The organism is Synechococcus sp. RC10A2 (assembly GCF_047502605.1).
Window position 1 is genome coordinate 109,970 of record NZ_JANSHP010000097.1, and the last position, 22,488, is coordinate 132,457.

Annotated in this window: 20 protein-coding genes; 11 read left to right on the forward strand and 9 right to left on the reverse strand. The window is 62.5% G+C overall.

Annotated elements, in window-relative coordinates; genetic code table 11:
- Positions 1–15: 15 nt before the first annotated feature.
- Both NW848_RS13615 and NW848_RS13620 read left to right on the forward strand, forming a co-directional pair.
- Positions 16–3,804: a tetratricopeptide repeat protein gene (locus NW848_RS13615; protein ID WP_414511282.1), complete on the forward strand. Its 3,789-nt coding sequence runs from the start codon at positions 16–18 to the stop codon at positions 3,802–3,804.
- A 116-nt stretch (positions 3,805–3,920) separates the two neighbouring features.
- Positions 3,921–5,018, forward strand: coding sequence for a hypothetical protein (locus NW848_RS13620; protein ID WP_414511283.1), 1,098 nt, complete (start codon positions 3,921–3,923; stop codon positions 5,016–5,018).
- Between the two features lie 6 nt (positions 5,019–5,024).
- On the opposite strand, the gene NW848_RS13625 is transcribed toward NW848_RS13620, so the two are convergent.
- Positions 5,025–5,777, reverse strand: a complete 753-nt coding sequence (locus tag NW848_RS13625) for a sugar phosphate isomerase/epimerase family protein (protein WP_414511284.1) — start codon at positions 5,775–5,777, stop codon at positions 5,025–5,027.
- 91 nt (positions 5,778–5,868) lie between these two features.
- On the opposite strand from NW848_RS13625, the gene folE2 reads away from it, so the two are divergent.
- Entirely contained in the window at positions 5,869–6,666 is a 798-nt protein-coding gene (gene folE2 / locus NW848_RS13630; RefSeq protein WP_414511285.1) for a GTP cyclohydrolase FolE2, read from the forward strand.
- Between the two features lie 6 nt (positions 6,667–6,672).
- A complete protein-coding gene (locus NW848_RS13635; RefSeq protein WP_414511286.1) occupies positions 6,673–7,404 on the forward strand; it encodes a metal ABC transporter ATP-binding protein in 732 nt (243 codons plus the stop codon).
- Here NW848_RS13635 and NW848_RS13640 read toward each other — a convergent pair.
- Positions 7,401–8,453, reverse strand: a complete 1,053-nt coding sequence (locus NW848_RS13640; protein ID WP_414511287.1) for an Mrp/NBP35 family ATP-binding protein — start codon at positions 8,451–8,453, stop codon at positions 7,401–7,403. The genes NW848_RS13635 and NW848_RS13640 overlap by 4 nt on opposite strands.
- Positions 8,454–8,518: 65 nt before the next feature.
- Here NW848_RS13640 and NW848_RS13645 point away from each other — a divergent pair, with 65 nt between their 5' ends.
- On the forward strand, positions 8,519–9,505 hold the full coding sequence (locus tag NW848_RS13645) for a TIGR03790 family protein (RefSeq protein WP_414511288.1): 987 nt from the start codon (positions 8,519–8,521) through the stop codon (positions 9,503–9,505).
- A gap of 79 nt (positions 9,506–9,584) precedes the next feature.
- Here the strand turns inward: NW848_RS13645 and NW848_RS13650 are convergent, their stop codons facing one another.
- The 4 genes from NW848_RS13650 to NW848_RS13665 all read right to left on the reverse strand — a co-directional run bounded on the left by NW848_RS13650 (position 9,585) and on the right by NW848_RS13665 (position 12,386).
- Positions 9,585–10,262 carry a DUF1559 domain-containing protein gene (locus tag NW848_RS13650; protein ID WP_414511289.1) on the reverse strand — a complete coding sequence of 226 codons (678 nt, stop codon included), beginning with the start codon at positions 10,260–10,262 and terminating at the stop codon, positions 9,585–9,587.
- 154 nt (positions 10,263–10,416) lie between these two features.
- A complete protein-coding gene (locus NW848_RS13655) occupies positions 10,417–10,818 on the reverse strand; it encodes a SaoD/DsrE family protein (protein WP_414511290.1) in 402 nt (133 codons plus the stop codon).
- Positions 10,815–11,432, reverse strand: a complete 618-nt coding sequence (locus NW848_RS13660; RefSeq protein WP_414511291.1) for a PEP-CTERM sorting domain-containing protein — start codon at positions 11,430–11,432, stop codon at positions 10,815–10,817. The genes NW848_RS13655 and NW848_RS13660 overlap by 4 nt, the downstream gene beginning before the upstream one ends.
- A gap of 24 nt (positions 11,433–11,456) precedes the next feature.
- A complete protein-coding gene (locus tag NW848_RS13665) occupies positions 11,457–12,386 on the reverse strand; it encodes a hypothetical protein (protein ID WP_414511292.1) in 930 nt (309 codons plus the stop codon).
- Between the two features lie 544 nt (positions 12,387–12,930).
- On the opposite strand from NW848_RS13665, the gene NW848_RS13670 reads away from it, so the two are divergent.
- A complete protein-coding gene (locus NW848_RS13670; protein ID WP_414511293.1) occupies positions 12,931–13,926 on the forward strand; it encodes a PEP-CTERM sorting domain-containing protein in 996 nt (331 codons plus the stop codon).
- A gap of 77 nt (positions 13,927–14,003) precedes the next feature.
- Here NW848_RS13670 and srlD read toward each other — a convergent pair whose 3' ends face one another.
- From srlD to NW848_RS13685, 3 genes are all read right to left on the reverse strand, one after another.
- On the reverse strand, positions 14,004–14,789 hold the full coding sequence (gene srlD / locus NW848_RS13675; RefSeq protein WP_414511294.1) for a sorbitol-6-phosphate dehydrogenase: 786 nt from the start codon (positions 14,787–14,789) through the stop codon (positions 14,004–14,006).
- A 3-nt stretch (positions 14,790–14,792) separates the two neighbouring features.
- A complete protein-coding gene (locus NW848_RS13680) occupies positions 14,793–15,125 on the reverse strand; it encodes a YbjQ family protein (protein WP_414511295.1) in 333 nt (110 codons plus the stop codon).
- A 534-nt stretch (positions 15,126–15,659) separates the two neighbouring features.
- A complete protein-coding gene (locus tag NW848_RS13685) occupies positions 15,660–17,534 on the reverse strand; it encodes a thioredoxin-like domain-containing protein (RefSeq protein ID WP_414511296.1) in 1,875 nt (624 codons plus the stop codon).
- Between the two features lie 320 nt (positions 17,535–17,854).
- Between NW848_RS13685 and rpsU the strand changes: the two genes are divergently transcribed.
- The 5 genes from rpsU to NW848_RS13710 all read left to right on the forward strand — a co-directional run bounded on the left by rpsU (position 17,855) and on the right by NW848_RS13710 (position 22,478).
- Entirely contained in the window at positions 17,855–18,022 is a 168-nt protein-coding gene (gene rpsU, locus NW848_RS13690) for a 30S ribosomal protein S21 (RefSeq protein WP_414511297.1), read from the forward strand.
- Between the two features lie 33 nt (positions 18,023–18,055).
- Complete coding sequence (locus NW848_RS13695; protein WP_414511298.1) at positions 18,056–19,555, forward strand: HD family phosphohydrolase; 1,500 nt, start codon at positions 18,056–18,058, stop codon at positions 19,553–19,555.
- The gene (gene ybeY, locus NW848_RS13700) at positions 19,539–20,189 is read left to right on the forward strand and encodes an rRNA maturation RNase YbeY (protein WP_414511299.1); all 651 of its coding nucleotides are present in this window, start codon (positions 19,539–19,541) and stop codon (positions 20,187–20,189) included. Before NW848_RS13695 ends, ybeY begins: the two co-directional genes overlap by 17 nt.
- Positions 20,176–20,988, forward strand: a complete 813-nt coding sequence (locus NW848_RS13705) for a diacylglycerol kinase (RefSeq protein ID WP_414511300.1) — start codon at positions 20,176–20,178, stop codon at positions 20,986–20,988. Before ybeY ends, NW848_RS13705 begins: the two co-directional genes overlap by 14 nt.
- 95 nt (positions 20,989–21,083) lie before the next feature.
- Complete coding sequence (locus NW848_RS13710; protein WP_414511340.1) at positions 21,084–22,478, forward strand: hemolysin family protein; 1,395 nt, start codon at positions 21,084–21,086, stop codon at positions 22,476–22,478.
- Positions 22,479–22,488 lie beyond the last annotated feature (10 nt).

Genomic DNA, 22,488 nt, shown 5'->3' on the forward strand with positions numbered 1-22,488 from the left:
GGAACGAGGGAAGCGATGCGAGCCAAAGTCGGGTTTGTCGTTGCGGGACTCCTTGCAAGTATGCTGGTCGGCTGGTCGCAGAAAGAGGCAACGACGCAGCAGACCCTGCAGGAACGCCTGCGCGCGATAGAGCAAGTAATCGAACAGCGGGAGTATAACGACGCCCTACAACAGATTGAGGCGTTGCGCCAGCAACCGCAAGGGCGCGCAACTGCCTTAGAGCAAGCGTTTCTCACGCACCTACGCGCGCGCACGCTACACCGCCTGCGCCGCGAAGATCTCCGTCAGGAATGCATTGCCCTCTGGGAGCAGACCCGCCAAACCTACAAGCGATACGGGAATACCCCTCTCGAGGTGGAGGCAACCCTCTCGTTGGCGTTCTGCTACTGGCAAAGCGACCGCCCCCGCGCAGAACAACTGCTCGAAGAGGTTTGGCAACGGCTGCGCACGGAGCAGGATATTTCCCTTGAACTCGCACAGGTGCTCAGTTTCTGCGCCGAAGATTGGTTCGAAGCGAAGGAGTGGTCAATCTGCCAGCGTCTGTGGGAGCGCGCGCTCACAATGCGGCAAGCGTTGGAAGCGGACGAGACGCTTCTGGCGCGCACGCGCTACAACCTCGGCGTGGTTGCCCTGCGCCAAAACCAATTAGATACGGCTCAAATCTACCTACGCGCCGCGCTCAACAGTCAGGAGCAACTGCTCCCCGACACGCCCACCCTTGCGGCGACGCTCAAGGCGCTCGGCGAACTGATGTACCGACGGAACAACCCCGAAGAATCGGAGCGCTTCTATCAACGCGCGTTGCAAATCTACGCGCAGAGTGGCGCAGACACCCTCGAACATGCACAAACGCTGATTGGGCTGGGCATGATTGCGCTCCGCCAGCAGCGCTGGGACGACGCGAAGAGCCTTTACGAGCGTGCGCGGCAAATCGCCGAATCGGTTGCGCCTGAATCGCGCGAAGCGGGACAGGCATACCTTGGATTGGGCACGGTCGCCTTCGAAACCAATCAATTGCAAGAAGCCGAACAGTGGCTCCTGAAAGCCGCTCAGAACCCGAACTTGGAGCCGAGCGAGCAGATTCAGGCAGACCACGAGCTGGGACGCCTTGCGCTCCGCCACGGCGACTTTGCGGGCGCGCACGAGCGGCTCACGCGCGCCTTGGAGCGCCAGCGCGCCCTCCCTGATACGCCGTTGAACATCGCGCGCACGCTCTACAATTTGGGAGTTTCCGCGCTGGAGAGGGGCGAGATAGCGCAAGCGCGTGAATTCTGTCGCCAATCGCTGGAAATCCGCCAGCGAGAAGCGCCTCAATCTGTCGCTGTTGCCCATACGCTGGTCGCGCTGGGGTTGACGGAATTCTACAGTCGCGACTTCGTGCAGGCGCGTCGCTATTTCGAACAGGCGCTGGCAACCTATGACGCAGCGAACGCGGAGCCGTTGGAACGCAGTCGCGCCCTGATGGGGCTGGGCTTTGTGGCGACCGAGTTAGGCGCGTTCGAGGAAGCTGAGACCCGCCTGCGAGACGCGCTCCAGGCGCAGCTGAAACACAACGCAGGCAAAACCGCGCTCCATGCGCAAACGCTCATCGGATTAGCCAACCTCGCCCTGCGCCGCGGCGAACTCGATGCTGCCTCCCGCCACTATACCCTTGCACACACCATCGCCTCAGAACTGCCGAGCATGCCGCTGCTAAAAGCCCAGTCCCTAAGCGGGCTGGGCAATCTCGCCCTACGCCAGCGCGACCTCCCACGCGCCGAGAGCTACTACACGCAAGCCCACCAGATATTAGACCAATTCGCGCCCGAGTCGCCCCTTGCGGTACAAATCCGACTCAATCGTGGCGCGCTTGCGCTGGAGCTTGGCGATGTGGAACGCGCCGAGACGCTCTTTAAGAACGCCCGCGCTGCCGCCGAGCGCTTCTCACAAGCGGAACTGCTCGCGCGCGTGAACCTAAGCATAGCCATCGCTGCCATTCGCGCCAAGCGTATAGAGGCAGCACGAGAACCACTCCAGCAAGCCGTCGCCGCCCTCCAGCGATCAGGCGGCAACCCGCTGCTGCTGGCGCACGCGCTCTACTATCGTGGCGTTGCGTCCATGCGTATGGGAGAGGGCGACTCCGCGCGCAGCGACTTTGAAGCCGCCCTGCAACGCTATCAACAACTCGCGCCTAACTCGTTGTTCGTGGCGTTGACGGAGCTAAGCCTCGCCAAGCTCGATTATCGTGGTGGGGATGCCCCCCAAGCGCGGGAGCGGCTCCAGCGCGCGATCCAAATCATCGAGCAGCAACGCAGTTTCATCCCCGACCCTGAGAGCCAAGTCGCCTTCAGCGAGGACTACTACGCGGCGTACAGCTTGCTCGCGCTGCTGGAGGCGGAGCGCGGTCAGTACGCACGCGCGGTCGAGCTGCTGGAGCAGAGCCGCGCACGCACGCTCGTCGAGCAGATTCAACGCAATCGGCTGGAATTTGTGGACGCCCCTCCCGCACTGATGACTCTCCTTGCGCAACAGCAACGACTGGAAGCCCAGCGGCTGGAACTGCGCCGCCAGATTAGCCAGCTCTACGCGCTGGTGGAATCGCCTCCTGACGAGTCGCTGCGGAAATCGCCTGAAGACGCCGAGCGCGAGGCGCGCCCGCTCTACGACGCGCTGGCAACCATCGAGCGCGAGCAGCAGCAACTGGAGGCGGAACTGCGCGCACGCTTTCCCGAAGCGGCGCGCGTCCTCGCGCCGCCCCAACTGACACTCGCGCTCATCCAGCAGCAGTTAGAGCCTGATGTCGCCCTCATCTACCACGCGCTGGTAGAGAACAACCTGCTTATCCTCGTGGTCACGCGCGAGGGCGTGCAGGCGCACTACGGCGCGGTTAACGCCCAACGGCTGACCCGTGCGGTGGAGCAGTTCCGCGAAGCAATCCAGGAAAGGAACGACTCGCGCGTCGTTGAGTTGGGCGCGTGGCTCTACGAGACGCTGATTGCGCCCGTCGCAGCGGCGTTGAAGGGCTATGAGCGCGTGCTGCTCTGCTCGGAGGGCGTGCTGAATCTGCTGCCGTGGGCGGCGCTGGTCGCCGAAGTGCGCAACGACCAGCCTATCTACTGGATCGAGCGCGTCGCCCTCCACACAACGCCTTCCGTGGGGGTCTATCGCTACGCGCGGCTTATGGAACCCTTGTCCCAAGGAGTGCTAATCGCCGCTGTGTCCCAGTACGAGGCCGATTCGTTAGACCATGAACGGACTGCTACGCAAAGACGCGCATTCGGTAACTTAGCCTATGTCTCGCAAGAGGTCGCCAACCTCGAACGCCTGTTCTTGGGGGCCATCGTGCTGCGCGAAGAGGCGGTTCAGCCCGAAGTGGTGCGGGAACAGGCGCGCATGGCGCGTATCCTCCACTTCGCCTGCCACGCGGATGCCGATAGCGATGCGCCCCTCAATTCGCGGCTGCTGTTCGGCACGGACGATGACCGTCAAGTAACCGCCGCGCAGATTCTTGCCCACTGGCGGCTGCGCGCCGACTTGGTCATGCTCAGTGCGTGTGAGACAGGTACTGGTAAAGCGTATCGCTATGAGGGCGTGCTTGGCTTGGCGCGCGCCTTCCTATCGGTAGGCGCGAAGACGGTCGGCGCAACGCTCTGGCAAGTGGACGACGAAAAGACCGCCGAGCTGGTCAGTGCATTCTACGCCGCCTATGTCAAAGACAGGCTCCCCAAAGACCGCGCCCTGCAAAAGGCGCAGCAAGCGATGGCGCGCAACAATGAGCCGCCCTACTATTGGGCAGGGTTCATTATCGTCGGCGATTGCCGCTGAATCGCCCGCATAGAAGTCTGGAACCCCGTCACGAACGGGCAGTCGCAGACTGTATAATAGACAGCAGAGCGGTCGAGTGCGGGAACCTACCGAAATCCCGCAAGAGGATACGAGTTATGAGGAACAAGATGCATGAGGGCAGGCAGGCGCATACGCCGCTGGAGCGGAAGCTGTCGCGACGGCTGCGACATGCTCCATCAGGGGTATGCTTAGATTTCGAACAGGTCGTGGAGTTAGCGCGTCGGGGACGGCGTGCGCAAGGCTACTATGCGCACATGGCGCACATCATTTCGTGCCCAGCGTGTCGACGCAGCTATCTGCAGGCGCGCCGGATTATCGAGGCGCAGCGTCCTAGCCTCGTGCGTTGGCTTAGGCGACTACGCTTTCCCATGGCACTGACGCTTGCCCCAGTAGTGAGCGCAGTAGCTATCATGCTTGCCTTCGTGCTGTGGCAAACCCGCGTGCCTCAGAATGTCGGCGAGCCATCCGTTATCGCCGCCACGCTCGACGCAGTGCCGCCTGCTGGAGAGGCTCCAACGAGCGACGCCCAGCCGCGAATTGCCGACCCGCGCCTGTCAGCGCCCGCCGCGCTGCCGCCCAGCGCACAAGAGGAGCTCCGCCGCGCACGCCAGTCGCCGCCGTTTGTCGCAAGCGCGGTGGAGTGGCTCCAGCAGTCCGTCGCACAACTCACGCTGCGCTCAGACGAGCAATCCCAGACGCCATGGCTGCGCCTACGCACACCCGATATAGAGTCCAACAGCGCGATTGAACCAGGCGTTGTTGTCTTCGAATGGACGCCCGTAGACAATGCCAAGGGCTATCGCGTGCGCTTGATCCAAGCCAATCGCGCCGAGCCTGTTGTGGATGTCGCTCTGGAGGTCGGGCAGACGCGGCTTGCCTTCGAGCAGCCACTCCGCCCTGGCGAATACACGCTGACAATTGTCGTGGAACAAGAAGGGCGGTCTCGCGTGTTCCAACGCAACTTTTATGTGCTAAGCACGGAGCAGCAGCGGGCGTTGCGCTGGGCGCGCGAGAACGCTGAGCGATACCCCCTGCTAAGCGCGGCGGTCTTTTACGAAAATGACCGCTACACGGACGCCCTGCGCTGCTTGGAACGCGCCAGCCGCGAGTATCCCAACGATCGGCTGGTCGCCGCATGGCGCAAGCAGGTAGAGGCGCGTATCCGCCAACGAGTCGCCGAGTTTGAGGAGTGAGGCGACCTATACCTTCCGCAGCGCGCTCTGGATCGCCTGCAGGCACGCGCGCAGGTCGGGCAGCGGGTCGTCGGGCTTCTCCTCATATTCCAGCGCGAGGCAGCCCTTGAAGTCCGTCCGCCGTAGCGCACGCAAAAAGCCCACCAGGTCCAAGTCGCCCTCGCCCAGCAGCGTGTAGCGTGTGCGGTCTTTCACATCCTTGAGGTGAACGGCATGCACGCGCTTGCCGAGCCGCCGCGCCGCCTCGACAGGGTCTTCACCCGACCGTAGGAAGTGCGCTGTGTCGATGCACGCGCCAATCCAGTCGGGCTGCCCCCGCATGGCGTCCTCCACCGTGCGAATGGTATCGTAGCGCGTGTTGGGTCCGTGATTGTGAATCGCGACGCGGATGCGGTACTCTTGGCACAGGCGCGCTAAGTAGGCGAAGCTTTCGGGTGCGGGGTCGGCGGTGATTACGGGGATGCCCATCGCCTTCGCGAACTCGAAGATTGTGCGGGCAGCTTTCTCATCCGCGCCGAAGCTCACCACGCCATACGCCAGCACCTCTACGCCCGACTGGGCGACCGTACGCTTGAGAGCGTCCCACTGCTCGCGCGAGCCAAAGTACGGCAGGTGCGCCATGAACGCCTCGATAGCGTCCAGCCCCAGCGCGCGAGTCGCCTGAAGCATCGCCTCCAGCCCCATCTTGCGCATCGAGTAGCTCTGCACGCCCATCCGAAACGGCGCGTAGGGGTTCCGTTGCCTCCGCTGTCCGAACATAGCGTCGCGATTCGACGCGGGTCGCGCCGCTCCTGCCAAGACCGTTTTTGAAACAGCCGCGCCGATAGGGTATGATTCTGCAGGTATGAAAATGAATGTATTGCTTCCCGATGTTGCTGCAGAGCCCGACTCGCGCGGAGTCGAGCTGCATGCGGTGGGCATTCGCGGGCTGCGGCTGCCCGTCCTACTGCACACTCCACTCAAGACTGTGCAGCAAGTAATCGCCGTCACCGATTTAAGTGTGGACATAGACGCTGAGCAGCGCGGCGCGCACATGAGCCGACTGGTGGAAGCTCTGTATGAATGGGCGTCCAAGCCGCGCACGCCCGAAGATGTGAAAACCTTGCTGAGGCGCGCGCGCGACCGCATGAGTAGCCGCTCGGCGCAACTGAAGATGCAGTTCCCCTACTTCCTGCAACTGGCAGCGCCCATCACAAGGACGCCCGGCTGGCTCGATGTGGAAGTGGAGTGGAACTGCTGGCTGAGCAACGGCGCGTCGTATGCCATCAGCGTGTTCGAGTTCCCTACGATGACGCTCTGCCCGTGCAGTAAGGCGATTTCGGAGTACGGGGCGCACAATCAGCGCGCGTTGGTGCGCATTTGGCTGCAGACGAAGGACAACCTCTCACGCCTGCCCGATGAGTACCTGCCACTGGTTCAAGAATCCGCCAGCTCGCTCGTCTACCCCGTGCTGAAACGCCCCGACGAAAAGTTCGTGACGGAATCAAGCTACGAGAACCCGCGCTTTGTGGAAGATGTCGCGCGGGAGTTAGCCCTGCGGCTGACCGAACGCGAGGAGCTAAGCTGGTTCCGCGTAGAGTGCGAATCGATCGAGTCGATTCATAACCATAACGCCTTCGCGATGTACGAGTCGCCGAAGCGCAAGTGAGGGCGTATGGCGCTCATCGACGCCGCCGATGTGTCGGTTGTGCTGGGTGGGCGGGCGGTGCTGGAGCGCGTCTCGCTCCAAGTAGATGCGGGCGAGACGGTCGCACTGATTGGTCCCAACGGCGCGGGCAAGACGACGCTGCTGCGCGTGTTTCTGGGGCTACTACCCTACCAGGGGCGCGTGTATGTGCTGGGCAAACCGCCTGAGCGGCTCACCCGCGCCGACCGCCAGCAGATTGGCTATGTGCCCCAAGCGTTGCAGTTCGACCACACCTTACCGCTGCTCACGCGCGAGTTGCTGTGGGCGATGCTGGGCGAGCAGTTCCACAACCGCGCGGCGATGCAAGGCGTGCTGGCGGCGGTGGACGCCGCCCACCTGCTGGACAAGCCCATCCGCACGCTCTCGGGTGGCGAACTGCAGCGCGTCATCATCGCCGCCGCGCTCGCGCAGCAACCGAAACTGCTCCTGCTCGACGAACCCGCCACAGGCATCGATGTCGGCGTGCGCGTGCAGTTCTACGAACTCATCGAGCGGCTGCGCGCCGAGCAGGGGATGGGGATTCTCATTGTCTCGCACGACCTAAGCGTGGTCAGCCGCTACGCCATGCGCGTGGTCTGCATCCACCACCGCCTGATTTGCACGGGCGCGCCCGACGAGGTGCTGCAGATGCCCCTGCTGGAGGAACTGTACGGGCATCCTGTGGGGGTGTATACACATCAACACGACGATAGGCTTTAGCCTGCCATGCTCGCGACGCTGACCTGCGCGGCGAGTTTGCCCGCGATCTCGCGGAACGCCTGCGCCTGCGCCGAGTCGGGCGCGGCAATCACGGCTGGCTGACCTGCGTCGCTGGCGACGCTAACCGCAGGGTCTAACGGCACCGACCCCAGAAACGGCACATGCAACCTCTCGGCGAAGGCGCGCGCGCCCGGACCAGGGAAAATCGCCGTGCGCGTGCCGCAACAGGGGCACACAAACTCCGCCATGTTCTCCACCACGCCTAAAATCGGCGCGTTGAGCCGCCGAAACAGCGCGACCGACTTGCCCGCAATCGACGCGGCGACCGCTTGCGGCGTCATCACAATCACGACACCTGTTAGCGGCACGAGCTGCGCGGTGGTCATCGGCGCGTCGCCTGTGCCCGGCGGCAGGTCTACCAGCAAGTAGTCGAGCGCGCCCCAGCGCACATCCACAAACAACTGGCGCACCGTGCCCGCCACAATCGGACCGCGCCACATCGCCGCCTGCTCCTCTTCCAGCAGGAAGCCGATGGACATCACCGACACCCCATAGCGGCGTATCGGGATAATCTGCCCTGACTCCACCAGCGGATGCTCGCCCTGACAGCCCATCATTTTGGGGAGGCTGGGACCGTAGATGTCGGCGTCGAGCAGCCCCACGCGCGCGCCCGACTGCGCCAACGCAACCGCTAAGTTGACCGACACGGTGGACTTGCCGACCCCACCCTTACCGCTGGCAATCGCAATCACATGCTTGACTTCGGGCAAAATGTCTTCGGGGTCAAGGCTGCGCCCGCGCACCTGCGCCGTCATCTCGACATGCACCGCCGACACGCCTGGCAGTTGCGCAATTAGCCGCTCCGCCTCCGCCTTCATCTGGTCTTTCACAGGGCAGGCGGGCGTGGTGAGTTCAATCACCGTCTTGACCGCGCCGTCGCAGACCGCGACCTCCTTCACAAACCCCAGCGAGACAATATCGCGGTGCAAATCGGGGTCGACGATGTTCCTCAAGGCGTCCAAAATCTGCTCGCGCGTCACGGTTGGCATGGTTGGTCTCCTGCGCCGATATTTAGCATGGCTAAGAGTATACCCGATGGGGGTATACTGTGGGTATGCAGCGGGCAAGCAATGTGGTGGTGATTGCCACACGGCGCAGTCCCGACTCGGTCTCTATTGCGCAGTATTACGCCGAGAAGCGCAAGTTGCCCAGCACGCATCTCTTCACGATTAACTGCGTGCCCCAAGAGGAAGTGCCGTTGGTGGAGTATCGGGACACGATTGAGAAGCCCGTGATGGAGTTGCTGCGTCAGCGCGGGTTAGAGTTGAGCGTCGACTACTTGGTGCTGACGCGCGGAGTGCCGTTGCGCATTCGCGAGGGCGGCTTCTCGGTGGACGGTGCGCTGATGTGCGCCCCGCTCAAGCGACCGTTCAACACACAGCCGACGGAGGCGAACCTGAACCCCTACTTCGGCAAAAACGAGCGGTTCAGCCGACGCAAATATGGCTTCTACTTGGCGACACGCTTGGACGGCTACACGATGCAGCACATTCGCGACCTTATCGACAACGCGCTGAAAGCCAAGCGTGCGAACGGCGTGTTTGTGCTGGACTTAGACCCCAAGCGCAACAGCGGCGGCTACCGCACCATCAACGAGAGCATGCGTGCCGCCGCCAAACTCCTCAAGTCGCGCGGCTTCGAGGTGATTTTGGACGAGGACGAGGCGTTCGTGGGCGCCGTGCGCGACATCATAGGCTACTACTCGTGGGGCAGCAACGACCATAAGTTCAATGTGCTGAGTTATCGCAGTCTGCGCTTCCGTCCGGGTTCAATTGCCGAGACCGCCGTCTCCACCAGCGCGCGCACTTTTCGTTTCACGGACAAGGGGCAGTCGCTGATTGCTGACCTGATTGCGCAGGGGGCGACGGGCGTGAAGGGCTATGTGTCGGAGCCGTACACAGCGGCGCTGTGTCGCGCGGAGGTAATGTTCGACCTTTACACGCGCGGGCGCACGATTGCCGAGAGCCTGTGGGCTGCCAGCCCGTTCATTCTGTGGAAAGACCTCGTGGTCGGCGACCCGCTGTGCGCACCGTTCGCCTAATGATTGGGCTGTTCCGACGACGGGCAGCCACACAGGGCTGTTCCGTCAACGGGCAGCCACGCAGAGCTGCCCCTACAAGTTAACGGCGTGGGTCGTAGCGGTCTATCGCGCCGTCGGGTGTCCAAGTCTGCTCGAAGCGATGCCATCGCGCGTGCCCGTCCACATAGGTGTAGTTCGCCCCGCCGCTGTGCCAGGTCATCGCTAACTCGCGGTGCGGCTCCACATAGTAGACACTGCTGCACTCGTTCGGGAACCGCCACGCGCCTGGGTGGTAGTGGTCAATGGTCGTGTTCTCTTTGACCTCGGCGATGTAGATAGTGCTGGCAGGCGAGACGATGGAGGCGAGGCTGTTGTAGCCCAGGCAGTCCTGCTCGCCCCACAGCGGGGGCAGCATCCAGAAGTTCGTGCCATACGAGACGCGGCGCGGCGTGCGCTGTCCTGGGCGCGGTCGCTCCCAGTTCGTGCTGGGGTCGCTGGGGCAGCGGTACAGCAGGCGCGTCTTGGTGTACGGCTCCAGCGTGAACAGCCAAGTCCAGTACGCGCCTGACCCTGTGTGGCTGTCGAGCGGGAACCGCTCGTCGAAGTCCTGCAGGTACATCTGCACGGCAAGCCCCATCTGACGCATGTTGCTGAGACACTGCGTCTGCCGCGCCTTCTCCCGCGCCTGCACAAACACAGGAAACAGAATCGCCGCTAAGATCGCGATAATCGCGATTACGACCAGCAGTTCAATCAGTGTGAAGCCGTTGCGTTGCATAGGGTCACCTCTGAGATATTTTTGCCCTCACCCCCAGCCCCTCTCCCACAAGGTGGGAGAGGGGTGTAGGGGCGAACGGCTGTTCGCCCTTCCCCTCTCCCGCTCTGAGGTTGATGGCACAACACGCACAAGTTGCTCCATCCTTACCCTCGTGCTATAGCGAGATGACTTGGTCGGGTGGGTTGCCCGCCAGCGCGGCGTAGAGGTCGGGGAAGCAGCCCACCTGCACGCCCTCGACGGTATTGTAGGGCACGCAGTCGCCTGGAGTGGTGCGCCCTGTGCCGTCGGGGTTGCACCAGCGCAGCTCGCCCTTGGCTAAGTTGCGCTCCAGCGCGCAGGCGTCGCAAATCATCAGCAGGATGCCCTTCTCCTTCGCAATCTTCGCCACGCGCTCGCCAATCGGGTCGCCTTTGCGCAGTACGAAGGCGTTATCGTCGAAGAAGAACATCCCGACGACCTCCACGCCGTGCACACCCACTTCCAGCTGGGGCAGTATCATCTGCCCCAGCTTGTAGGTCGCGGCGCGCGGCGTGATAAACACATAGGCGACCTTCATCGCTTGCCTCCTCGGCGGCGCAGCGCGACCAGCCCCGCCAGACCCGCGCCCAGCGCCAGCAGGCTCGCAGGCTCTGGCACGAACTCCAGCGTGTAGACCACCGAGTCATTCAGCGCCGTGCCATCCCACGCGACCGCCTCCACCAAGCGGAACTGGAAAATCAGCGGGTTGTCCTCGCTGGGCAGGAAGTCGGTCGCGAAGATGATGTGCTGGTGTACCGCGTCGGGGTCGTTCGGGTCGTAGATCAGCGTCCAAGTGCCCGGCAAGCCCGCGCCGAAGATGGGGTCCTCCTGACCCTCGATGACGCCTACCAAGCGCGGCGAGATAAACACCTGTTGAATCGTCACGCGCCGTAGTTGCGGGTGGTCGTCGCCCTCTTCGGTGTGGAAATCCCAGCCGACATCGACGCCGAACAGCCCTGGCAGCAGCTCTTCCAGCGTGTAGCGGATGCGGTAGGGCGGCATCGCCAGCTCTTCAGGTTCAATCACGGCGGCGGCGCCATCCATCAAGCCCAGATGGATGTCGCCTTCGTGGTCGTGGTCATGCTGTGCAAACGATACGCTCAACAGCGCGCTTAGCGCGATTGTCAGTCCGAATGTCATCCAGCGTTTCATGGTGTGTCCTCCTTTCGGGGACATTTATTGGGCGCCCTCCCCGACAGCGCCGAAGTTGAACAGGATGATGAGTAGGTCCGCGTCATCGACGATACCGTCGCCGTTCACATCCGATTCAGAACTGCTCGAACCGAACGCGAACAGCACGATGAGCAAGTCGGCGTCGTCGATGCGGTCGTCGTTGTTCAGGTCGCCCAGCGTCGTGAAGCTCCAGTTGTGGGTGTGGTTGCCGCTCAGCGACAGGTTATCGATGCGCCGCGAGAGGTGCTTGCTCAGCTTGGCGACGACCGTGTAGCTTCCCGCGGGCTGGTTGAAGCCCACCATGTAGGGGTGGATTGCCGTTGGGTTGGGGGGCAGGCTCGCTTCGGCGACAGTCGCCCCGCCACGGCGCAGTTGCACGGTCAACATCAGCCCGTACAGGTCGCCCTGATAGCCCGCCGCGGGCGCAACGCTCCCAAACAGGCGCAGCGGGTTGCCCGCCACCATGTAGACGCGGTAGGCGTAGGGCATATCCTGCAGGGCTGTGCCGTCCCACGCGATGGCGTTTATGCCCCGCACATCCCACACATAGACGCCCGGCGCGCTCGCCGCGAAGATAAAATGGTGATGCGGCGTGCCGCCTGTCGGGAGGTCGAAGAAGTTCGCGCAACCCGACGCGCAGAAACGGTTGCCGAAGCCCGACTTCGAGCCGACCAGTCCTGGGGTAATCCACACCTGCTGCACACGGCAGAACTGCAGGTGCGGTTGCCCCGTATCGTAATCGAAGTAAAAGTCCAGCCCGACATCCAAGATGAAGCGTCCCAGCACGCTCGACATCTGCCGAATCGGGTGCGGCTGCGGCTGGAGTACCTCCACCCGATTGCCGTCCCTGCCAAACAGCAGGTCGTCGTCATGCTGCGCCCATCCCAGCGAGATAATCATTAAAACCGATAGTGTGACGATAGCGTTCCTCATCGCTCGAACCTCCTGACACGCCTGAAAAGGCGTTCGTAAGATAGCCAAACGGCACGCGCACAGTAGCGCGTTTTGTTAGATTTTTGTTAGATTAAGGGAATTTCAGAAGGCGGATTTAGGCAGGAGGCGCACGAGGAACCAGAGGAAGAGAGGTTATAGAGAGGGATAGGGCGACCGATTCGGAGGGGAGTAGGACGGGTTCGCCCACCGTTTGAGCGGGACGCCAGTTGGCGAGAGGCGTCTCTGGCGCGTCGACCTGCGTCTTTTGCAGCACGCACACGAGACAGTCGCTCCCGTCGTGCTGCAGCGGGCTATGCGTCAGCGGGTGTAGTAAGCTCGCTGTGAGGAACAGCGTCGCCCACAGCAAGCTAAGCAGCTGCGCCACGCAAACCGCCCAGCGTCGCATCGCAGACTCAGTATACCCCAGTGTGTATTGGAAATGCAAGGGGCATTTGTCCGCTTTTGGGCGATTTTTGAGTCTTAATTACATGGAAAGGGCGAGAACCGACGCCCTTCCCCAAACTCACATCGAGGAGGTAGAACGATGAGATTATCGACGCGACTGACAGTATGTTTCGGCGCCCTGCTCGCCGCAGGGAGCGCGTTCCCGCAAGTAGGCACGATTGGCACAACCGCGCCAGGCTTCTTACAACTCGTTGACGGCGGGTGGACTTATCGGGTGGACAACACTTTCTCATCTGCCGCGCGGGCTGGTACAGGCGGCGGACTGGCGAACTATGTGCGCGGCACTGCTCCTGACCACCTGTTCCAGCACTGGTGGTGGTACAGGGGGAGTTTCGTTGGCGGACCTGCAGACACGCGCGAGTTTGCGTTGTCCAACCTCGTTCCAGCACTCAGCTATGCTGGCGCGGTGCCTGGTCAATACGCCTTTGGTGTGCTGACTTACGACGAGCCTGTCGCGGGCGTGGCGAACGCCCTGCGCTTCCGCCTGAGCTACGCCTTCGACGGCATCAACAGCGGTGCAGTGGGCTTCCAGAACCTTGGCGTAGCGATTATGTCCGTCCGATGGACAGTCACCAACACTTCAGATCGGGACATCGAGGTTAACTTCTTTAACTACATAGACTTGGATGTAGTCGGTCCTTCGGGTACAGCGGGAAGCAACGACAGGGCTCGCGTGGATATTTGGAACCCTGGTGGGTCGATAGGAGGCTGGATTAAGCAGTGGGATACGACCTCGCCCCTTACGACGCCTGGCGTAGCGCCCGGCAACTTCGATGGCTTCAACTACATCGCTTCTGGGGCAAATCTTGTCGGATATCAAGTAGCAGCTTGGACATCCACTCGCCTCGGACTCACTGATACTGTGATTACGAATCTCACAAACGCCCCCGCAGTGGGGACAGAGATTGGACCAATCGATGTTACCTCTGCTTACCAGTGGCGCTTCACGCTGCGACCAGGCGAGAGTGCGAACGGCTGGGTCACGGTCGCGGTGAATGTGCCGGAGCCTGCGTCGATGCTGGCGTTAGGCGTCGGGCTGGCGGGTCTGATCGGGCTGCGCCGCCGACGGAAGTAGCATTCTCTCTCTCCTTCCATCGAGACTTCGTGGGGGCAGCCGTGTAGGCTGTCCCCTTCTTTTTCAGAACGCCTTTCTCACAGCTGCCCCCCTGCGACGCGGTACGCCTCGCCCGTGATGTAGCTCGCCTCGTCGGAGGCGAGGAACACCACCAGATTCGCCACATCGTCGTAGGCGCAGCCGCGTCCCAGCGGAACCTGCGCCTCGTAGTAGCGGCGGATGGCGTCTTCGGGCAAGCCCCACTTGCGGGCGTACTGCTCGAACAGCGTGCCCTGCCACATCGGCGAGTCGAGCAGGTTGCCAGGGCACACCGCGTTCACGCGGATGCCATAAGGCGCGAGATCCATCGCGATACTCTGTGTCAAGCCGATCCCGCCGAACTTGCTGGCGGCGTACGCGCAGTTTTTGTAGCTCCCCTTCAAGCCCGACTTGGAGTTAATCTGGATAATCACGCCCTTGCCCTGCGGCTTCATCAGTTTCGCCGCCTCGCGGGCGCACAGAAAGTAGCCCGTGAGGTTCACATCAATCTGCCACTGCCACTGCTCGAGGCTCATCTCGGTCAGCTCGGCGGAGTGGATGACCCCCGCGTTGGCGATGAGGATGTCCAGCCTGCCGAACTGCTGGGCGATTTGCTTGGCGGTGCGCACGACCGCCTCTTCACGGCAGATGTCGCAGGGGATGGCTACCGCGTGGCAGTGAGGGTGCTGGGCTTGGAGGGCGTGCGCGACCGCCGCGAGTTTTTCTGCCTGAATATCGCTGAGCGCAAGCCCCGTGCAACCTTCCTGCGCGAGGCGGTACGCTAACGCTTCGCCCAGCCCCTGCGCCGCGCCCGTAATCCATGCGACCTGCCCCTGTAGGCGCATCGGCTATCCCCCCTGCGACTCAGGCTCCACGACGACCGCCGTGCCGTAGACCAGAATCTCCGCGGCGTTGGCGGTGATGTTGCCCGACACGAAGCGCACATTCACGATGGCGTTCGCGCCGAGCCGCGCCGCCTCTTCCAGCATGCGCCGTTCCGACTCGGCGCGCGCGTTGGAGAGCATCTCGGTGTACTCTTTCATCTCGCCGCCGACAATTTGACGCAGGCTTGCCAAAAAATCCTTGCCGAGGTGCGTTGCCCGCACGGTGTTCCCTTTCACAACGCCCAGCACTTTCACGATGCGGTAGCCAGGCACTTCTGCGAGTGTGGTCACAATCATCGTTCCCCTCCTTCGGGGAGTAGGGTTCGTCCAAAAGGAGGGGGTTCCTGCCGCCTTTGGCGCGGCGCGGCAGTGGATTTTCGATATTCAACGACCGCCCTCCTACGAAGTGTCTATGCACTAATAAGTGCCTTCGCGATATGATTTCGACATGCGAACAGGGCAGACACGGGGGTCTGCCCCTACAGAGACGCCGTTTTGTAGGGGCAACCCTCTGTGGTTGCCCCCCTTACGCGCAGTGTTGCGCATGTCGAAAATCCACCGCATAGGCACTTACCAATTGCTGAAGCATACTTTACAAAAGCAAGGGCGATTGTAAATTCTGAATGCGCGATTGGTAAGTGTCTTTGCAGTGAGATTTAAACATAGCCCCCACCCCGACCCTCCCCGTCAACGGGGAGGGGGCGCGGTTCCTCCCCCGTTGACGGGGGAGGTTAGGAGGGGGGGCATATCGAAAAACCAACGCAAAGACACTTATTAGTAGGGGGGCGGCATCCTGTACGCCTGCCTGCAACAAGAGGTGCCCGACACTGACTATAAGCTCACGGTTATCGTGAGGGGGATCGTATTCGCCTCGCCGCCGCGCTGGAGGGGCACAGTCAGCCGCGTTTCGTAGAGGTAGCATAGCCCCTCCTGCCCCTCGCGACAGTGATAGAGCAGAAGGTGGAGCGTGAGCGTCGCGCGGTCGGCGGTCAGTTGCACGGGGAAGCGGGTCTCCAGCGACGCCAGCGGCGCAACAAGTTCCGCCTTGCCCTGCACCGTCGCGCCTTCCGCCGTGATTCGCGCCTGCGACTGCGCGTGCGGGTTCAGCTTATGTCCCTGTGGCAGGCGGAGGGTGAGCGCAAGGGTAGGCGTCTCTGTGCCGACGGCGACAGGCTCCAGCGTCTGGCTGGGCGGCTCGCGATGCAACGCGGGCGGAGACGCGCTCTCCAGCCCTTTTAGTACCAGCGTCTCCACGCGGCGGGTCTTCAGGTCAGCGACGCGAATCAGGTGGTTGTTCGTGTCAGCGATGTAGAGTTTGCCGTGCGCGTAGCTAACGCCGCCTGGCTCGTCGAAGGTGGGATTCTCGCCGTCGCGTGCGCCCGCTGCGCCCGTGCCGAGAAAGGTTTCGATTTTGCGCGTGCGGGGGTCTAACCGCTTGATTTTGTTATTGTAGGTATCCGCAACATAGAGTGTGCCGTCCACATAAACGACACCGAGCGGGTGTTGCAGGCGCGCCGCGCGTCCGAAGCCATCCACATCACCAAACTCGAACAAATCGCCGCCGACGAGCGTCTCCAACACGCCGTCGGGGTCAATATCGGCGACACGGATGCAGCTCACCTCGCTGTCGGCAAAGTAGAGTTTCTTGCCGTCGGTCGTGATGCCCGACGGTTGCGCGAGGGCGCAAGTGCGCAGGCTCCCGTCGATGCACGCTTCGCGTCCCGTGCCTGCGTGAGGTTCCGCCTCCAGCGTCTTCAGGTTCAGCCGCCACAGTTGATGCGAGCCTGCCATCGCGATGTAGAGCGTGTCGCCCAGCAGCACCAAGTCCCATGGCGAGTTGAGCGCAATCTCGCGCCCGTTGCCAGGGCGTGGGGGATAGGCGCGACTCTGTTCGCCTGTGCCTGCGAGCGTCTCCACAGTGCGCGTGCGCAGGTTCGCCTTGCGAATCGCGTGGTTATCCGTGTCGGCGATGTAGAGCGCGTCCGCGTCGGGGTCATACGCCATCCCCTGCGGGTTGTTGAACTGCGCCTTGTCGAACGCGCCGTCGCGAAAGCCCATCGCGCCCGCGCCAATCACCATCTCCACACGGTTGTCCTTGAGCGAGACGACCAGAATGCGGTGGTGGTTCGAATCGGCGATAAAGAGGCGGTTCGTGCGTTCGTCTGCCAGCACTTTGCCTGGGAAGCGCAGCACGGTGCGCGGCTCCTTGTCGCGCTCCAGTCGCATATTCAGCACGCCCCGCTTGAGCGTGCCTTTCGCTTCCGCAGTGCGTATCACCTCCGCAATCGCGCGGTCGAAAATCTCGTAGATACCCTCGCCCGAACGGTAGCCGACGATTTTGCCTTCGGGGTCAATCAGCACGAGCGTTGGCCACGCCCGCACAGCGTATTGCTGCCACACAAGCATCTGATTGTCGTTCACCACAGGGTGTTCAATCTCGTAGCGTAGGATGGCTTGGCGGATGTTCTCCGTCTCCTGCTCGGTGAAAAACTTAGCGGAGTGGACGCCGATGACTACCAGCGTGTCGGCGTATTTGCGTTCCAGCCGCTTCAGGTCGGGCAGGATGTGCATGCAGTTGATGCAACAGTAAGTCCAGAAGTCGAGCAGCACGACCTTGCCGCGCAGTTCGCGCAGGCTGAGTGGGCGTTCCGTGTTGAGCCACTGCAAGCCTTCAGGGAAGTCGGGCGCGTGGATTGTGCCTTCCATTGGTTGACCCTCCTGTGGGAGGCGCGGATGATTGCGCCAAAACAGTTGCCACAGCGCGAGAATAGCGATTCCAACGAACGCTATCAAGGCAACGGCGGTTTTCATAGCGCAGGTATTGTACCCGCATGCTAAATGCCCGTTTGCTTTAGAGGTAGGGCGCGAATATCGGGTACACTGTAGGCGGATTCGGGCGATTGCGAGAACCTTGACTTTTCGAGGTAGAATCCGATAGAATCATGGCGTACCTGGCAGGAGGGTTGCGGCAAGGCTCGAATCTTGCTGTCTACCGAGACTTGCCAGGTGAAGGAGGCGACAAACCGTTGGCACAGATACAGGTTCGTCAGAACGAGTCGATTGACAGCGCGCTCAAGCGTTTCAAGAAAGCGCTGGAGCAGAGCGGGATTTTGCAGGAGTATAAGCGCCACACGCACTACGAGAAGCCGAGCGAGCGGCGTCGGCGCCAGAAGCTGAAGCGACGCAAGAAGTAGCTCTGTACGCCGATGCGCGTTCTCAGGCGGAGTATGCGGCGCGGGGCGCGCGCGCAGGAGCCATCCGCGGCTTTACGGATTTCCAAGCGCTTGCTGTGGCGTGCGCCTGTGGCAGTGGGGCTGTTAGCGACGCTTGCGCTCGCACTGCTGAACGGCGACCTGCGCGTTTCGCCTGCGGAATGGGCGGCGCGACTGCTGATAGCGTCGGCGCAGGTTGGGCTGCTCGTCGCATTCTTCTACCAGACAGGCCTGCTGCGTCCGACAGGGCTGGCGTTGCGCTCGCCTGTGGCGCACAGCACGCGCGAAGTCGGGCTGGCGCTGGTGTTCCTGATAGGGCTGATGAGCCTGGTCGGGATACGCGCGGCGTCGCTGGTCGGGCAGGGAACGACCTTGACCCATGAACTGGGCTTTCTGGGCTTCGCGCCGCTGATTGCAGGCGGGATGCTGCTCAGTGTGCTGATTCACCCGCTGCTTGCGCTCTATGTGTTCGCGGTGCTATTGGCAGGTGTAGCCGTCTCGCGTGGCTTACCTGCGTTCACGCTCGGCACGGTGGGGCTGGCAGGCTGGGGCGCGATTCTGGCGATTGCGTCGATGCGCCGCCGCACGGATATGTTCTGGGCAGGCGGCTTGCTAAGCGTGCTGCTAACAGCGGGTGCGTTCGGGACTGCGCTGGGCGCGTCGGCGTCGTGGGTAGACGCGCTGGGCAGCGGGCTGTGGGGCGTCGCAACAGGCGTCGGCGCGGTCGCCCTCTTCTGGCTGGGGCTGACCCTGCTGGAGCGACCGTTCCGATTGGCGACACCGATGACGCTACTGGAACTCGCCGCGCTGGAACATCCGCTGCTACGCCAGCTGCGCGACCGAGCGCCAGGCACCTACTTCCACAGCCAACAGGTGGGACAACTCGCCGAGGAAGCCGCGTTAGCCATCGGAGCGGACTCGCTGCTCGCGCGCGTCGCAGGCTACTATCACGATATTGGGAAACTAAGTAAGCCCGAATTCTTTATTGAGAACCAGAACGGCGTCGAAACGCTGCACGCGGGCATCAACCCCACCCTTTCGGCGCGGATTATCGCCGCGCATGTGCGCGAAGGGGTCGAACTGGCGCGTCAGCATTGCCTGCCGACCGCCGTGTGCGACATTATCGCGCAGCATCACGGCACTTCGCTAATTACCTATTTTTATCACCAAGCCGTCGGCGGTGGGCACGACCCCGTGCTGGAGCAGCACTTCCGCTACGAAGGTCCCAAGCCCCAGACGCGCGAGGCGGCGATTGTGATGCTGGCAGATACTGTGGAAGCGGCATCGCGCGTGCTGGGCGATGTGACCCCCGCGCGACTGGCGAACTTCGTGCATGAGATGATCGAAATGCGCCGCCAGGACGGGCAACTCGATGAGTGCAACCTCACCTTCCGCGATCTAAGCCTGATTGAGGAGGCGTTCGTGCGGGTGCTGGTTGCCGCGCGTCATCGGCGCATCGAGTACCCCAGCGGCGCACGACAAGACGATGAACCCGTCTATGCCGTACACCCGTAGCCTCTCGGTTGCCGTGCAGGTCGCGCCTGAGGTCGCGCCCCTGCTGCAGACCGAGTTGGGATTCGCTGGAGAGGAGTGGTCGGAGCGTCTGGACAGCGCGGTTCAGGCGGCGGTCGATGCGCTGACGGCTGCCGAGCCGTTCCCGTGCGTGTATGAGGTCTCCCTCTATCTGACCACCGACGCCGAGATTCGCGCCCTGAACCGCCTCTATCGCGGCGTCGACGCGCCGACCGATGTGTTGAGTTTCGGGTATGGGAAACCAGATGACGCTACCCCCTCCTTAAGGTTCCCCCTGCTTGCAGGGGGAACCGCTCCCGATGGGTTCCCCTCGCGAAGCGGGGGGAACCTTAAGGAGGGAGGCGAAACCGATTCTGCGGACACACTGCCCGACCTCCCCCCGCTTGGCGACCTCGTGATTTCGGTGGAGACCGCCCGTCGGCAAGCGCCGCTCAACGGGCACGACCTGCTCACCGAACTGCTGATGTTGACCCTGCATGGTACACTACATCTGATGGGCTACGACGACTCGACCGACGCTGCGCGCGCCGCGATGAATCGGCGCGCCGCGTCGACGCTACACACGCTGGGCTACCTTGCCCGCGAGGACTGGCAGTCGCGTTATGAGAAAATCTGACTCGGAGCCGCCTGAACGGGCGCGTGAACCGCTGGCGTACCCGACCCCGCGCAACGGCGAATCGGAGACGCCCGACGCCGAACCCCCTCCTGAACGCCGCCATCCGCTGGAAGGCTTCCGCTACGCGCTGGAAGGCATCGTCGCCGTCGTGCGCACCCAGCGACACATGCGATTCCACTTCTTCAGCGTCGTGCTGGTGCTGCTGATGGGGTTGCTCTTCCGTTTAGATAAGCGCGAGATGCTCGTGCTACTCTTTACCATCTCTATCGTGCTGATTGCCGAGATGTTCAACTCGGCGATTGAGGCGACGGTGGACTTGGTGACGGAGGAGTACCACCCGAAGGCGAAGTTCGCCAAAGACATCGCGGCGGGTGCGGTGCTGGTAGCCACACTGAACGCGGTGGTGGTCGCGTGGGTGCTGTTTATGGGCGACCTGCGCTTGGAGCAGATTCGGCTGCGAATGGAACGCGCAGAGCCGACCTTAGCCGTCGCCGTGACAATCGGAGTGATTATGATATTCGTCATCGTCTCGCTGGTGAAGGTGCTGGCGACGCAAGGCAGGGTGCGCCTGTTTCGTGGGGGCGCACTAAGTGGGCACGCCGCGCTGGGCTTCTTCTTTGCGATGGCGATTATCGTCGTGTCGGGCGACTTGCTGGCGTCGGTGCTGGCGCTGCTGCTGGCGGCGCTGATTGCCCAGAGCCGCGTGGACGCCGACATCCACAGCTGGCGCGAAGTCGTGCTGGGCAGCCTGCTCGGCGTCGGACTGGGCGCGCTCATCTTCTGGCTCACGCCCCGATGAGGAGGAACGAATGCCCTATGACCGATAACCCAAACAGTCACCGTCGGTGGAACGCAACACGAATCGGTTTACTGATAGGTGTCGCCGCGCTCGGCATGCTGTGGGCGACCTACGGGCAAGCGGAAGGCGCAGACACGCCACCTGCTCAGGGATTAACTCCCGCAACAAGCTTTTTGGTTATTCTTTTGCTATTGTTATTGAGTGCGTTCTTCTCGATGGCAGAGAGTGCGCTAACCTCTATCCGCCACAGCTGGGTGCGGATGCTGACCGACCAGAAGCACCGCCTCGCGCCGTATCTGGCGGCGTTCAAGAGCGAGCCGTCGCGCTTTCTGTCTACCGTTCAGGTCGGGCTAAACATCGTGGCGTTCCTGGCGTCGGCGGTCGCCGCGACGAACCTCGCTGAGCCGCTGCACGCGCTGCTACGCCCCCTCGAAACGGCGACAGGAGTGAAACTGTATGGCTTCAGCGTCGCGTTGGTGGCAATCCTCACTGCCTTCGCGAATGTGGTGATTGGCGAGACCGTGCCGCGCAGCATCGCCATCACGCACGCCGAGCGCGTCGCGCTGGCAGTAATCGTGCCTATCACTGTGTTTGACCGCATCTTCTGGCTGCCGATTGTGCTGGTGAACGCCGTCACGCGCGCGGTGCTGAAACTGTTTGGCATCCAGATGATGCGCCTCGCGCCCGTTGTGAGCGAAGAGGAGCTGCGCGTGCTGGTCGAAGCGGGCGAGGAGCAAGGCGTCATCGAAGAGCAAGAGAAAGAGATGATCCAGTCCATCTTCGAGTTCACTGACACGATTGCCCGCGAGGTGATGACCCCGCGCGTGGACATCAAAGCCGCGCCTGCGACCGCCACCGCGCAAGAGATTATCAAGCTGGTGCGCGAGACGGGGCACACACGAATCCCCGTTTACGAGGGGAGCCTCGATAATATCATCGGTATCGTCCACGCGAAAGACCTCTTGCGCTACTGCGACAGCACGGCAAAGTTCTGCCTGCGCGAGGTGCTGCGCCCCGCCTTCTTTGTGCCCGAAAGCAAGCGCGTCGTCGAGCTGCTGCAAGAGATGCGCCGCCAGCGCACGCACATGGCAATCCTGCAAGACGAGTACGGCGGCACTTCGGGGCTGGTGACTTTGGAAGACCTCGTGGAGGAGATTGTCGGCGAGATTCAGGACGAGTACGATGTGGAGCCAGAGCCGATGGTAGAAGCCCTCGAGGACGGCTCGCTGCTCATCGACGCGCGGATGCACTTAGACGACGCGAGCGAGCTGCTGGGCATCGCGCTGGAATCGGAGGAGTTCGACACGCTGGGCGGCTATGTGTTCGGGCAGTTAGGGCATCAGCCGACGGAGGGCGAGACCGTGCGCGTGGACGGCTGGGAGCTGCGCGTCTACACGGTTGAGGGGCATCGGATTCGCACCGTGCAAGCCGCGCGCCTGCCCGAACCCGCCGAAGACAGCGACGACACCGCCGAAAGCGTGCTGCGGTGAGGGAAGCGAC

Coding starts and splice junctions, on each gene's coding strand:
- NW848_RS13615 (WP_414511282.1), top strand. CDS start 16: ATGCGAGCCAAAGTCGGGTTTGTCGTTGCGGGACTCCTTGCAAGTATG.
- NW848_RS13620 (WP_414511283.1), top strand. CDS start 3,921: ATGAGGAACAAGATGCATGAGGGCAGGCAGGCGCATACGCCGCTGGAG.
- NW848_RS13625 (WP_414511284.1), bottom strand. CDS start 5,777: ATGTTCGGACAGCGGAGGCAACGGAACCCCTACGCGCCGTTTCGGATG.
- folE2 (WP_414511285.1), top strand. CDS start 5,869: ATGAATGTATTGCTTCCCGATGTTGCTGCAGAGCCCGACTCGCGCGGA.
- NW848_RS13635 (WP_414511286.1), top strand. CDS start 6,673: ATGGCGCTCATCGACGCCGCCGATGTGTCGGTTGTGCTGGGTGGGCGG.
- NW848_RS13640 (WP_414511287.1), bottom strand. CDS start 8,453: ATGCCAACCGTGACGCGCGAGCAGATTTTGGACGCCTTGAGGAACATC.
- NW848_RS13645 (WP_414511288.1), top strand. CDS start 8,519: ATGCAGCGGGCAAGCAATGTGGTGGTGATTGCCACACGGCGCAGTCCC.
- NW848_RS13650 (WP_414511289.1), bottom strand. CDS start 10,262: ATGCAACGCAACGGCTTCACACTGATTGAACTGCTGGTCGTAATCGCG.
- NW848_RS13655 (WP_414511290.1), bottom strand. CDS start 10,818: ATGAAGGTCGCCTATGTGTTTATCACGCCGCGCGCCGCGACCTACAAG.
- NW848_RS13660 (WP_414511291.1), bottom strand. CDS start 11,432: ATGAAACGCTGGATGACATTCGGACTGACAATCGCGCTAAGCGCGCTG.
- NW848_RS13665 (WP_414511292.1), bottom strand. CDS start 12,386: ATGAGGAACGCTATCGTCACACTATCGGTTTTAATGATTATCTCGCTG.
- NW848_RS13670 (WP_414511293.1), top strand. CDS start 12,931: ATGAGATTATCGACGCGACTGACAGTATGTTTCGGCGCCCTGCTCGCC.
- srlD (WP_414511294.1), bottom strand. CDS start 14,789: ATGCGCCTACAGGGGCAGGTCGCATGGATTACGGGCGCGGCGCAGGGG.
- NW848_RS13680 (WP_414511295.1), bottom strand. CDS start 15,125: ATGATTGTGACCACACTCGCAGAAGTGCCTGGCTACCGCATCGTGAAA.
- NW848_RS13685 (WP_414511296.1), bottom strand. CDS start 17,534: ATGGAAGGCACAATCCACGCGCCCGACTTCCCTGAAGGCTTGCAGTGG.
- NW848_RS13695 (WP_414511298.1), top strand. CDS start 18,056: ATGCGGCGCGGGGCGCGCGCGCAGGAGCCATCCGCGGCTTTACGGATT.
- ybeY (WP_414511299.1), top strand. CDS start 19,539: ATGCCGTACACCCGTAGCCTCTCGGTTGCCGTGCAGGTCGCGCCTGAG.
- NW848_RS13705 (WP_414511300.1), top strand. CDS start 20,176: ATGAGAAAATCTGACTCGGAGCCGCCTGAACGGGCGCGTGAACCGCTG.
- NW848_RS13710 (WP_414511340.1), top strand. CDS start 21,084: ATGCTGTGGGCGACCTACGGGCAAGCGGAAGGCGCAGACACGCCACCT.